The sequence below is a fragment of the Acetobacter cibinongensis genome, assembly GCF_000963925.1.
GTDB lineage: Bacteria > Pseudomonadota > Alphaproteobacteria > Acetobacterales > Acetobacteraceae > Acetobacter > Acetobacter cibinongensis.
Window position 1 is genome coordinate 13,452 of the sequence record NZ_BAMV01000016.1, and the last position, 12,336, is coordinate 25,787.

Consider the following 12,336-nt stretch of genomic DNA (forward strand, 5'->3'; position numbering starts at 1 on the left):
CCAAGAGGAAAAACCGTGATAGGGCAGGAAGACTCTGAATGCAAAAACGGGAGAGCCGAAGCTCTCCCGTTTTTATTAAGCTTGTTTGGACAGTGACGTATCAGGCCAGTGTTGCGGCTGACTTACCATCAATCGTCAGGCCCTCACCGTTGGCAGAAACCGGTACAGTTTCACCATCGTGGATGGTACCCTGTAGCAGCAACTCAGCCAGTGGGTTTTGCAGGCTGCGTTGCACAACCCGTTTCAGTGGGCGCGCGCCGTAAACCGGGTCATACCCTTCGTTTGCCAGCCAGGCATGGGCCAGATCATCCAGCTTGAGTGTGATCTTGCGGTCATCAAGCAGTTTTTGCAGTCGGCCAATCTGGATGTCCACAATGGTGGTCATGTCTGCTTTCTGCAAGCGTGAGAACAGGATAATCTCGTCCAGACGGTTCAGGAATTCAGGGCGGAAGTGCTCGCGCACTACCTTCATGACCTGCGCCTGCACCATATCCACGCTTTCACCATCCGGCTGATGTGCCAGCACGTCAGACCCAAGATTGCTGGTTAGGACAATAATGGTGTTGCGGAAGTCCACCGTGCGGCCCTGACCATCGGTCAGGCGACCATCATCAAGCACCTGAAGCAGAATGTTGAAGACATCCTCATGGGCTTTTTCAACTTCGTCAAACAGGATGACCTGATACGGTCTGCGGCGTACAGCCTCAGTCAGCACACCACCTTCTTCATACCCCACATAACCGGGGGGCGCACCGACCAGGCGTGAGACGGCGTGTTTTTCCATGAACTCGCTCATATCCACACGCAGCAGAGCTTTCTCATCATCAAACAGAAAGCGTGCCAGAGCTTTGGTCAGTTCCGTCTTACCCACGCCCGTAGGGCCTAGGAACAGGAAAGACCCGATGGGCCGGTTAGGGTCCTGCAAGCCTGCACGGGCACGCCGTACGGCATTGGACACAGCTTTAAGGGCTGGTTCCTGCCCAACAACGGAGCGGCGCAGTTCATCTTCCATACGCAGCAGTTTGGCGCGCTCGCTTTCCAGCATCCGGTCAACCGGAACCCCCGTCCAACGAGACACCACAGAGGCGACCCCTTGGTCCGTCACGGCTTTGGAAACAAGGTCTGTTGTCCCTGGGTCAGACTGTGCATCCTGAGCCTGCGTGATTTGAGCCTGAAGATTAGGGATAACCCCATACATCAACTCAGAAGCCTTACCCAGATTACCTGTGCGCTGTGCCACTTCCACTTCGGAACGCGCTTGGTCCAGCTGTTCCTGAAGTTTTTGCACGGCGTTCACACGGTCTTTCTCCGCATGCCATGCCGCACTCATGGCGTCAGACTTCTCTTCCAGATCGGCAAGCTCTGCTTCAACGGATTCTAACCGGTCTTTGCTGGCCGTGTCGTCTTCCTTCCGCAGGGCTTCACGCTCAATCTTGAGCTGAATGATACGGCGGTCAAGCTCGTCCAGTTCTTCCGGTTTGCTGTCAATCTGCATACGCAGGCGGCTGGCGGCTTCGTCAATCAGGTCGATAGCTTTATCCGGCAGGAAGCGGTCCGTGATGTAGCGGTTGGACAGCGTTGCAGCGGAAACCAGCGCACCATCCGTAATCCGAACACCATGATGCAGTTCGTACTTTTCCTTAATACCGCGCAGGATGGAGATGGTATCCGCAACAGACGGTTCACCCACAAATACCGGCTGGAAACGACGGGCAAGAGCCGCATCTTTCTCAATATATTTGCGGTATTCATCCAGCGTGGTTGCGCCAATGCAGTGCAGGGTGCCACGGGCCAGTTCCGGTTTGATGAGGTTGGAGGCATCCATAGCCCCGTCGCTCCGGCCAGCGCCAACCAGCGTATGCATTTCATCAATAAAGAGGATGATCTGCCCTTCGGCGGCCTCAATCTCTTTCAGCACAGCCTTAAGCCGCTCTTCAAACTCACCGCGATATTTGGCACCAGCAACCAGCGCCCCCATGTCCAGGGAGAGCAGTTTTTTGTTTTTCAGTGCCTCTGGCACGTCACCATTGATGATACGCTGAGCCAGCCCTTCAACAATAGCTGTTTTACCAACGCCGGGTTCACCAATCAAAACCGGGTTGTTTTTGCTGCGGCGGGCCAGAACCTGAATGGCGCGGCGAATTTCTTCATCACGGCCAATAACCGGGTCAAGCTTGCCAGCCTGAGCAACAGCCGTAACATCACGGGCATATTTCTTGAGTGCGTCAAAGTTGGCTTCAGCGTTTTCGCTGTTCACGGTCCGTCCTTTTCTTATGGTGGCAATGGCTTTTTCCAGCGCATCCGGCTTGGCCCCATTGTCTTTCAGGGCCTTACCGGCTGGCGTGTCGGAAAGCGCAATGCCCACCAAAAGGCGGTCTTGCGCAACAAAGCTATCTCCAGCTTTTTGTGCTGCTTGCTCAGCGCCATCCAGCAGCCGTACCAGATCTGGCGTTGCCTGTGGCTGGCCTGCGCCGCCGCCTTGCACTTTTGGCAGTTTGGCGAGCGCTTGTTCCGTTGCCGCTTTTACGGCTTCCGGGTTGCCGCCTGCCGCGCGGATCAGGGCTGAAGCAGCGCCCTCATTATCATCCAGCATGGCTTTGAGCAGATGTTCCGGCGTGAATTGCTGGTTGAAATCACGCAGGGCGATGGTCTGGCCAGCTTGCAGAAAACCGCGAGACCGTTCTGTAAATTTTGCGATGTCCATAACTATCCCTCTTGTCCCTTTTGCTTAGGCGACTGAAGGCCTTGTCTCCGCCCCATTATGGCAGTGGAGGCATGGTCTTTTCTTCGCTAACAGAGATTGGAACGTCTGTTGCAACAATCAAGAGGGGATGGTGCAAATCTGTTGTGCAGCAAAAGGGTGCAAGTGTCTGGTATCGGGGGAAAAACCCGGAAATCTCAGGAGTCTGTAGCCGGACGAGGGAGGAAAAATCCTGCGCGTTGACAGAGAAAAAAAACACGCCTGCCTTGCATGCTCACAAGAACCATAACAGCAAGGCTGAGAGTGCCAAATGCCGAGCGTAAGGCGATAGTCTTTGGCAAGGGATAATGGGTGCCAAGCCATACATATAAAATTGCTTTGGCCGCAAAATAAGCTGCCCACGCAAGCGTAAATATTCTGAAGAAAGACTGAAGTTCCTGCCGCTCCGGGGGGAAGGTGAAACCTTGTCTCTCCTCCACCATTTCCTGAATGAGAGATGGGGAGCCGTAGGCACCCCATATGAAGCTGGCGCAGGTGACAAGGTTTGTAATGCAGCCTTCATACCGTATCATGAACGGGGTAGGGGCAAGCAGATCAATCCCGCCAAAAACAACCGCCAGAACAGAGCAGATAACCCACAGGCGGGGGAAGGACGCTTTACTGAGCAACCGGCGTATGGTGTCAGCAGCTACAAAAACCAGTGTCACGGCTATGGCTGTTTTTGCGGAGCAGAACATTGCCAGCAGCCAGAAGATAATCAGGCTTGCAAATTCCATAAAGAAATGTGGAGAAGGCAGGCGGCGCATCATGAGGACCACTCTTGGGGAAGAAGAGATACGAAAAGGGCAAGCGGTGGTGTATTTACAGTGTATAGATTGGGATGAGGGGTCAGGAGTTGTCAATTAAAATATACAGTGTAAAGTTTGAGGCATAGAGATGCAGGATGCACCGCAGCCGGGTCAGTATCACCACGGCAATCTTCGTACGACATTACTCCAGACGGCCCGAAAACTTCTGGAGACTGAAGGGCCGAGTGGGTTGAAGCTGCGTGCCATTACACGGGCCGCCGGGGTATCCGCCATGGCGGCGGCACCACATTTTGGTAATTTGCAAGGCTTGTTGACGGCTCTTGCCACGCAGGGGTTTGAAGAACTTTCCCGCAATATGGAGCAGGTACAACCCCGGACCCTGAACGCGGTTGGCATAGCCTATATTTTATTTGCGCTCCAAAACCCAGGGCTGTTCACACTGATGTTTAGGAGTGATGCTATAGACGGCACACAGCCTGGTTTCCGGCAGGTGGCGCAACGCGCCTTCTCAATTCTGGAAAAAAAAGCAACTGCGGCGGGGGATGCATCTACAGATGCAGCGGCATCCGCACTTCAGGCGGCTCGCTGGGCACAGGTGCATGGTTTGGCTGTACTCGCTCTGGACGGATTGCTGGACCCGTTTGTAGAGCGGGATCCGGGCCAAACGCTGGAAAAATTTGTCGTGCAGGTCATGGCGCGTCTTGCGCTGTAGTTACGCGGCGAGCGCATAAAAAAGGCCGCCCACGCATATTAAAAATATGCAGGAGGCGGCCCCTGTACTGCGGCACGGCTCTGGTGTCAGTGCCGTGCCTTCAGTTTTTTATCAGGCAGCGTTCAGCTGAGCTTCTGCAAACTCATAGTTTGCCAGCTTGTCCAGATAGTTGGTGATGTAGTCAGGACGACGGTTACGGAAGTCGAGGTAGTAAGCGTGTTCCCACACATCCAGACCCAGCAGGACTTTACCGTGACCTTCAGCCAGAGGGTTGGAGCCGTTAGCCGTCTTGGTTACGGCCAGCTTGCCGTCTTTACCCAGAACCAGCCATGCCCAGCCTGAACCGAACTGTGAAATTGCTGCTTTCTTGAACTCATCCTTGAAAGCATCAACGCTGCCAAAGTCACCATTGATTTTGGTAGCCAGTTTGTCAGGAATGGCGCCGCCATTAGCGGACAGGTTCTGCCAGAACAGGATGTGGTTCCAGTGTTGGCCTGCGTTGTTGAAGACGGGAGCCTGAGAGGCATCGCCCTTAACAGCAAGAATGATCTCATCAAGTGACTTGCCCTGTAGCTCGGGCTTGGCTTCAACAAAATTGTTGAGTGCTGTCACATAGGCCTGGTGGTGCTTGTCATGATGCAGTTCAAGCGTTTCCTGGCACATGCCACGAGCGGCAAGAGCGTTGTAGGAATAGGGAAGTGCTGGCAGTTCAAAAGCCATGACAATACTCCGTTAAAATTCAAGGCGGTGATGCGCCGTTCCCCAGAGCTATGAGGCAATGCAGCGGGCGTCAAGGGACAGGTCCATGACAGTTAGGACAAAGTGCCTTGCCGCTGCCGCCGTTCCGGGGTGTGGTCTGCCAACGTGCCGGAATGGAAAAGGCTCCCTAAAAGAACATCACAGAATACGCTACGGTGGTGCAGGGTAAAGAACATGGAGTGTTTTTACTGTAAGACACCCCACGCTCAGGAGCTGATCTAACAGCGAAGGAAGAGAAAACGGATGGTTTCCGCCAGTAGTCTGGAAGACCGCGTTAAAGCAGAGGACCCCGACCGCGCTTTGTGTGCGCAGTTTCTACCGCGCGGTATGCGGGAGGACGTGTTTATTCTACTGGCTTTTCACAATGAAGTGACCCGTGCATTAGCCCCCGCACGCTCCAGCGCGGTGGTGGGGCCAATGGCAGGGTATGTCCGGCTGCAATGGTGGCGGGATGTGCTTGAAGGAACCCGGCCCCCCGAGCACGAAATCGCACCACTAATGCTCGGTGCGTTGGAACGTGGTGTGTTTCAGTATTCGACCGTGCTGGGTATTCTGGATGCACGGGAGACAGAACTCGCGCCCGAACAGGATGTCACGCACTGGTCAGGCATGATGCTCAAAGGCAGTGGCGGTCTGCAACGTGCCGTGGGCGAAGCCTTGGCCGTTCAGGACCCAACTCTGCTTGATCGGTTAAGCGCGTGCGGGGCTGCTTACGGAGCCGGTGCCATGTTGCGGCATTGGCCTGTTCTGCAAAAAAGCGGGCGCTATATTTTTCCCGGATCACCAGAGGGTCTGCAAAACGTAGCAAAGACATGGCTGGAGCAGAGCGATAACACGCAATCTGTACCCCGCCCGTATCAGGTTGCTTTTCTGCCCGCCGTTTTGGCGAGGCGGGATGTAGGCCGAGGCATCCAGTCTGCCGGTATGGCGCGTGGCGTTATGGACAGGCTTGCTGTTATGGCAGCAGGGTTAAAGGCTTAAAATGGGCACGATAGGTGTCAGTAAAAAACTCTGTTCAGGGAGAGTAGTGCGGGAATGTACCCTGAGCCTGCCTGACTTTTCGTTCAGGCGTAAACATCCACCAGTTCAGCGCTTCTCCGGTCCGGGCCTGATGAATGGCAGCGTTTAGAACATCATGCACACAGGGGTCATGCCTCTGGCCCGTGGCATGGCAGAGAGCCAGATAAAGAGTATCTGGCTCCTGCGTTGCAAGCTGCGCGATGGAGTGAATATTTAGCAAAGCAAAATCGGCCAAGGCGGCTTTGCCAACATTCCGCAGGGTTGCAAGGTCTGTCTTAGGCATCGTTTGCGACAATTTTTTCCATAACGCCAATCAGCACAGAGTAATCTGCATCTTCCGCAGCACGACGGGCGAGGGAGAGTTGTTGTGTAACAGCAGCGAGGGTTGGGGCAGGCACGGCTTGGCGGGCAGCGGCATCCATTAACAGGCGCATGTCTTTCTGCATAAGGCGGGACGGGAACTGAGGCGAGAAGTCGCCAGCCTTTGCCGCCCGGATTTTACGTTTGTGGTGTGGGGAGATAACGGCCACTTCGTCCAGCGCATCAAAAAGCGTGGAACGGTCCAGACCTGAGGCCAAGCCGTAGGCAATAGCTTCTGCCACGGCAGCAAGCCCAGCACCCATAATGCCGTTGATAACAAGTTTGAGGCGTGTGCCGCTACCAGCCGGGCCTGCATGGACCGTTGTTTTGCCAATACAGTCAAAAATGGGTTTTGCCCGTGCGATAGCAGCAGTGTCTCCACCAGCCAGAATGACCAGATTGCCGCTTTCGGCTTCCGGCGTGCTGCCTGATACCGGGCAATCTATAACGCTCACGCCTTTGGCTTGCCCGGCTTTCAGTAATTCGGCTGAGGCCTCGGGAGAAACTGAGCTGGTATTAAGAAGCAGGTCACCCTCCTTCATGCCAGCAAGGGCACCTTCCGCACCATACATGGAGGCAGCGAGTGCTTCATCATCCGGTACACAGACCACTACAATAGTCGCTTTGCGTGCAACTTCTGCGGCACTGGGCAGAAAGGGGGTCGAGCCATCACCACCCTTGCCGGACGGTGTATAAGCCACGGCGGCATACCCAGCTTTTTTGAGATTGTCCGCCATGCGGCACGCCATGGCACCAAAGCCGATAAAACCGATAGTTTGCTGGGATGTCATGATAATTCCTTTCTCTTCGCCTTTGATTCTGTGGCACAAACGAAGCCGAGCCTAATACGGTTTTCAGGCAAACGCATGGGGCACTGTGCTCCGCTTTAAAACGTCCTACAACAGGCTTTCTGCTGTGAAAGGGCCGTCAGAACATGTCAGTTTTTCGTTATCCTTTGCCTTTGGGGTCCGAGATCACGCCCCGCAGGCTTTTTTTGTCACGACGCGCCGTTATGGCTGGAGCAGCAGGTTTAGCCGCGTTGGGAGCGGAGGGGGCGCGTGCTTCCACTGCCCAGGGGGTGCCTGAAACACAGCGCGGCTGGCCCGCTGTGGAAAAGCCGACGCCTAAACAGGATGTTCTGAACTATAATAATTTTTACGAATTTGGCACGGACAAGTCTGACCCGGCTGAACTGTCCGGCAGCTTCAAGCCAAGGCCATGGAGTGTGCAGGTTGATGGGTTGGTGGACCACCCGCAGACATGGGATATAGATGCGCTGGTAACGCAGTTTGGCCAGCAGGAGCGCCTCTACCGCATGCGGTGTGTGGAAGCGTGGTCCATGGTTATTCCGTGGAGCGGGTTTGAGCTTGCCGCGCTGCTGCGCGCAGCGTCCCCTCAACAGGCAGCCCGTTATGTGGCTTTTACGTCCGTAGTTAGACCGTCCGAAATGCCGGGGCAGGCCGGAGGGCTGTTTTCCCTCAAATGGCCGTATGTGGAAGGACTGCGGCTGGACGAGGCCATGCATCCGCTCACCTTGCTGGCAACTGGTGTGTATGGGGAGGACCTGCCAGCGCAAAGCGGTGCGCCGATACGGCTGGTTGTGCCGTGGAAATATGGGTTCAAGGGCATAAAGTCCATCACACGCATTACTCTGACAGACAAAAAGCCGCCAACGAGTTGGAACCTGATGGCACCAGAGGAATACGGCTTTTATGCCAATGTTAATCCGGAGGTCGATCACCCGCGCTGGAGCCAGGCGAGTGAGCAAATTATTGGTGAAGGCAGCGTCTTCAGGACCGCACGTAAACCAACACAGATGTTCAACGGATATGCCGAGCAGGTTGCCGGTTTGTATAAAAACATGAACCTACGGAAAGAATTTTAATATATGGCTCCTACTGCTCCATCGCCTCCGCGTAAACGGAAACGCCTGTCACCGTTAACCCGCCAAGTGCTGTTCTACCTAGCTTGCCTGGTTTTTGCAGCGTATGATCTCGGGCAGGGTATGGCCGGAAATCTGGGGCCTAACCCCGTTTCTGCATGCCTGCACGACTTTGGCCGCTACGCGTTTCGCTTTTTGCTGCTGTCTTTGGCAGTAACGCCCTTAAAGCGGTTTGCGGGTGTTGATCTCATGCTCTATCGCCGTCCGCTTGGGTTGGCGGCGTTTAGTTATGCTGCCCTGCATGTGACGTTCTATGTCGGTGTTGCCCGACATTTTGATGGGCATATTTTGTGGAAGGACTTTACCTCTCGTCCGTTCCTGACGTTTGGTTTCTTAGCATTTCTTATTCTGCTGGTGCTGGCTCTGACCTCCACCCGCCGTGCTATCCGCACGCTAGGGCGCAAGTGGGCACCACTTCACAAAACTGTTTACCTGGCAATGGTTTTGGCAAGTATTCATTATAGTATCGCGTTTAAAACCTGGCATGTGGAGCCGTTTATTTATGCGGCTCTTGCTGCCCTGCTGCTTATTACCCGGCTGATTAAAAAGCCCGTGCGCAAACAGGTAGTATAAGGTCACAGGTGCCTGTTCCGTATGGTTTTGGAACAGGCACCTATGCCCTCTTAACGCACAGCTTGCAGCAAGGTGGTATCAGCTTGGTCAGCAGAGTGTAGATGGACGGTTTTGCCACGTCCCCTTAAGCGGTCTGCTATTTTTTCTACTGCCTCTGCGGCACTAATGTCCCATATCTTCGCGCGGTCCAGATCAAGTATTATTGTCGGGGCGCTATCCTGAAACTCTATGGCGTCCGTCAGCTCAGTTGTTGAGGCAAAAAAGAGCTGCCCTACAATGTGATAGGTGCGCGTTTGACCATCAGCGCTCAGGCTGCTTTCTACCCGCAGCAGTTTCATGACCTGAAAAGAAAAGAACAGCCCGCTGAGCAACACGCCGCAGCCTACACCGGCAGCCAGATCATGCGTGAGCACAACCACAACTACGGTTACCAGCATAACAGTGGAAGAGAGGCGAGGGTGCCGCAAAAGTTCTTTCAGCGATGACCATGAGAACGTGCTGATAGACACCATGATCATGATGGCAACCAGTGCTGCAACCGGGACTTGCGCTACAAATTTGTGCAGCACCACAAGCAGCAACAACAGAAACGCACCAGCGGTAAAGGTGGACAGTCTGCCCGTGCCTCCATAACGCAGGTTGCCAACGGTTTGTCCCACCATGCCGCACCCGGCAATGCCGCCAAACAAACCCACCATGATGTTGGAAAAACCAAGCCCGGTGCATTCCATACGCTTGTTGCTGTGGGTGTCGGTTATTTCGTCAACCACACCAGCAGTCATGAGGGATTCCAGAACACCCACCATGGCCATTGCAAAGGCATAAGGGAGCACAATTTTAAACGTTTCCACCGTGAGCGGCAGGTGCGGCAGGGTGAAAGCGGGTAAGCCGGTTGGTAAGGCTCCAAGGTCTGCCACCACATGGACGGGCATGGGGTAGGCCATGGTCAGGCCGGTTAACACCAGAATACAGACAAGCGGAGAAGGGATGAGCGTCGTTATACGTGGGAGTAGATAAACAATCGCCAGCCCAAGGCCTATCAGCGCGTAGGTATGCCAGCTTACATGCAGCATCTGCGGCACCTGAGCGGAAAAAATCAGAATAGCCAACGCGTTGACAAATCCCATTTCCACTTCACGCGAGACAAAACGCATGATGTTCTGAAGCTTGCATAAACCAAAAAGAATTTGGATGCCCCCAGCCAGCAGGGTTGCCAGCAGCAAATACTGCAAACCATGACCATGCACCAGATCAGCCGCAACAAGAGCAACTGAACCTGCTGCCCCGGAGATCATGCCCGGTCTGCCACCCGTGATGGCAATGGCAATGCTGATAACAAAGGAGGCAAACAGCCCGACCTCTGGTGCCACACCCGCGACATAGGAAAACGCAATAACTTCAGGAATAAGAGCAAACGTCCCAACCATGCCCGCAAGCACATTTTTGACCGGGTCTGTTGTCCATTCCTGAATATAGGTACGAACAGTCACATAAATCCTTTCTACCGTATGATAACGGATGCTATTTATGGAGTGAGGTGAGGTATGCCGTGTGTAGCGTGGCGGCAGGTAAATTGTAAGCGACAATATAAAAGTAGGCAGCTAAAGGCCGTTACGTTATAATATCGAAATTAATAAAAGAGCCATCTTATTTCAGTTGAGTTAGAAAAGCATGCTTCTGGTACGCTATGAAATAAAATATCTAACCATAGTTTTTTCTACTATGCTTGCGAGCAAAAAAGACCGTTTGACAGTTTTTGGTATAAGCCTTTTGCTCTGTATAGGTCTAGCCTTTGCCTTTGGACATAACGCTAAGCACACTATAGCGTGGCCTATCGTAATAGTGTTACATGTGGCGTGCGCAGGCTTGGCCAACGCTCTTATTTCTTTCAGAATTAAACACTTGGTCGCACACTCCATTATGGCTGTTTCTGCGTTAAATCGACAAGAAGTTTTTCTGTATAGAGTTTTTTTTGAATCTATTTTCCTTTACTGTTATCTTTGTCTTATTTTCTTTTGAACGTATTTTTCTCTCTTTTGCTCAGTCTGTAATAATATTTGGGGTATGGGGGGCATTGTTTTTGTATGCTCACTATCTGGAGAACAAAACGACCAGTGTTTTTAAATTTAATCCCAAAATAAGAGAGTATAATACTAAAATACGTTCCAAGAAAAATTTTCGTTTGTATGCAAAAATTTTTCTTGTGGCAGGCGTCTGTATTTTATCTTCTTCACAGACCACTGAAAGTGACAGAACGCGGTGTTTTGGCATCTGCTACGCTATCATTGTTTTTCTGTGTTTTTTTAAACCATATACTTCACGGCGTGCAGCCTTTGGGGTCATGATGGGTGAGGGGGTGCTCAGGAGCGTGCGGAGGGACACTATCACCCGTGTGTATAATGTTCTGTTTCTTACTGCCCCGGTAGTATTTTTTCCATCATTATGGGTTACTGCATTAGAGACCATGGTTCCCGTGGGATGTTTGGCGTTTGTGATGTCTGTTTTCGTCACGTTGCATTTTCGTGTGCGCCCGGAAAAAAGGGCACAGGCGGCACTTTCGGCTGATGTCGTACTGCTTATGGTGGTAGGCCTCTGGGCTTTACCAGCAGTTATACCTGTATTTGCCTTGCAATTTGTGCGCCTGGTTTCATTAAACCGGCGATCCCTCTGGAGAATATTGGGGTGAGCATGGTCATGAGTTTACGTATTCAGGCCGAGGGCGTGCAGGTTGAGCATCATGGTAAAGTCGTGGTGGCTCTCAATTATCTGGATATGTGTGGCCCCGGCTGGTTTGGTATTATCGGGGCCAATGGCGCAGGTAAAACAACATTACTGCGTGCCATGTGCGGTCGGTTGCCGCTGGCTGCGGGGCAATTTTATCTTGGCAACAGCAAAGTTCCGGCACAACGGCAAGAGCTGGCGCGCCATATTGGCTTCATGCCAGATGTTACGCATCTTCCTTTGGATATGAGCGGGAAGGACCTTGCAAAGTTGGTGGCGGAGCAACTTGGCCAGCCTACGCTCGCGCTTAGTCTTGCCCCTTTACGGCAGGCTTTGGGGGTGGAGCGGTTCTGGCATCGGCCAGTGGGGCAGTATTCTGCGGGTATGAAGCAAAGAGTGGCACTCTATTGTGCATTTGCTGGTGGTCAAAAATTGGTAGTGCTTGATGAGCCGTTTAACTGGCTTGATCCGGTGTCACTTTTTGATGTGAAAGAGTGCCTCAATAGCATGGCGCAGCAAGATTATTTGCTTATAACAACATTGCATGAACCGTTAGCATTTTTACAATTTTGTAAGGCCGGTATGCTGTTGGAGAGCGGTCATACTCGACTTGTGCTGGATGAGAGCAAAATGGCGGCTTTCAAAGAAGGCTCTCCGATAGATTTTGAACGTTATGTCGTGACATCTTTGCGGAGAGAAGCAAAGGATACTGTTTAACACTCCCACAGCATCGTTCATT

12 protein-coding genes are annotated in these 12,336 nt (G+C 52.9%); 6 read left to right on the top strand and 6 right to left on the bottom strand.

Annotation, left to right across the window (positions count from 1 at the left end; genetic code table 11):
* Positions 1–100: 100 nt before the first annotated feature.
* Positions 101–2,704 (bottom strand): ATP-dependent chaperone ClpB, encoded by a 2,604-nt coding sequence (gene clpB / locus Abci_RS08450; protein ID WP_048838731.1) that lies wholly within the window; start codon positions 2,702–2,704, stop codon positions 101–103.
* A gap of 194 nt (positions 2,705–2,898) precedes the next feature.
* Positions 2,899–3,510 (bottom strand): septation protein IspZ, encoded by a 612-nt coding sequence (locus Abci_RS08455; RefSeq protein ID WP_048838732.1) that lies wholly within the window; start codon positions 3,508–3,510, stop codon positions 2,899–2,901.
* Positions 3,511–3,637: 127 nt separating this feature from the next.
* On the opposite strand from Abci_RS08455, the gene Abci_RS08460 reads away from it, so the two are divergent.
* Positions 3,638–4,222, top strand: a complete 585-nt coding sequence (locus tag Abci_RS08460; protein WP_048838733.1) for a TetR/AcrR family transcriptional regulator — start codon at positions 3,638–3,640, stop codon at positions 4,220–4,222.
* Positions 4,223–4,333: 111 nt separating this feature from the next.
* On the opposite strand, the gene Abci_RS08465 is transcribed toward Abci_RS08460, so the two are convergent.
* Positions 4,334–4,942 (bottom strand): superoxide dismutase, encoded by a 609-nt coding sequence (locus Abci_RS08465; protein ID WP_048838734.1) that lies wholly within the window; start codon positions 4,940–4,942, stop codon positions 4,334–4,336.
* A 282-nt stretch (positions 4,943–5,224) separates the two neighbouring features.
* On the opposite strand from Abci_RS08465, the gene Abci_RS08470 reads away from it, so the two are divergent.
* The gene (locus tag Abci_RS08470; RefSeq protein WP_048838735.1) at positions 5,225–5,962 is read left to right on the top strand and encodes a squalene/phytoene synthase family protein; all 738 of its coding nucleotides are present in this window, start codon (positions 5,225–5,227) and stop codon (positions 5,960–5,962) included.
* A gap of 34 nt (positions 5,963–5,996) precedes the next feature.
* Here the strand turns inward: Abci_RS08470 and Abci_RS08475 are convergent, their stop codons facing one another.
* Together Abci_RS08475 and Abci_RS08480 are read right to left on the bottom strand one after the other, a co-directional pair.
* On the bottom strand, positions 5,997–6,284 hold the full coding sequence (locus Abci_RS08475; protein ID WP_048838736.1) for a helix-hairpin-helix domain-containing protein: 288 nt from the start codon (positions 6,282–6,284) through the stop codon (positions 5,997–5,999).
* The gene (locus Abci_RS08480; protein ID WP_048838737.1) at positions 6,277–7,152 is read right to left on the bottom strand and encodes an NAD(P)-dependent oxidoreductase; all 876 of its coding nucleotides are present in this window, start codon (positions 7,150–7,152) and stop codon (positions 6,277–6,279) included. The genes Abci_RS08475 and Abci_RS08480 overlap by 8 nt, the downstream gene beginning before the upstream one ends.
* Before the next feature lie 143 nt (positions 7,153–7,295).
* Between Abci_RS08480 and msrP the strand changes: the two genes are divergently transcribed.
* Both msrP and Abci_RS08490 read left to right on the top strand, forming a co-directional pair.
* Positions 7,296–8,246, top strand: coding sequence for a protein-methionine-sulfoxide reductase catalytic subunit MsrP (gene msrP, locus Abci_RS08485; RefSeq protein ID WP_048838738.1), 951 nt, complete (start codon positions 7,296–7,298; stop codon positions 8,244–8,246).
* Positions 8,247–8,249: 3 nt separating this feature from the next.
* Positions 8,250–8,876, top strand: coding sequence for a protein-methionine-sulfoxide reductase heme-binding subunit MsrQ (locus Abci_RS08490; protein ID WP_048838739.1), 627 nt, complete (start codon positions 8,250–8,252; stop codon positions 8,874–8,876).
* A gap of 50 nt (positions 8,877–8,926) precedes the next feature.
* On the opposite strand, the gene Abci_RS08495 is transcribed toward Abci_RS08490, so the two are convergent.
* Complete coding sequence (locus tag Abci_RS08495) at positions 8,927–10,366, bottom strand: SulP family inorganic anion transporter (RefSeq protein ID WP_048838740.1); 1,440 nt, start codon at positions 10,364–10,366, stop codon at positions 8,927–8,929.
* A 482-nt stretch (positions 10,367–10,848) separates the two neighbouring features.
* Between Abci_RS08495 and Abci_RS08500 the strand changes: the two genes are divergently transcribed.
* Together Abci_RS08500 and Abci_RS08505 are read left to right on the top strand one after the other, a co-directional pair.
* The gene (locus Abci_RS08500; RefSeq protein ID WP_048838741.1) at positions 10,849–11,562 is read left to right on the top strand and encodes a hypothetical protein; all 714 of its coding nucleotides are present in this window, start codon (positions 10,849–10,851) and stop codon (positions 11,560–11,562) included.
* A gap of 8 nt (positions 11,563–11,570) precedes the next feature.
* A complete protein-coding gene (locus Abci_RS08505) occupies positions 11,571–12,314 on the top strand; it encodes an ATP-binding cassette domain-containing protein (protein WP_158319788.1) in 744 nt (247 codons plus the stop codon).
* Positions 12,315–12,336: the final 22 nt, after the last annotated feature.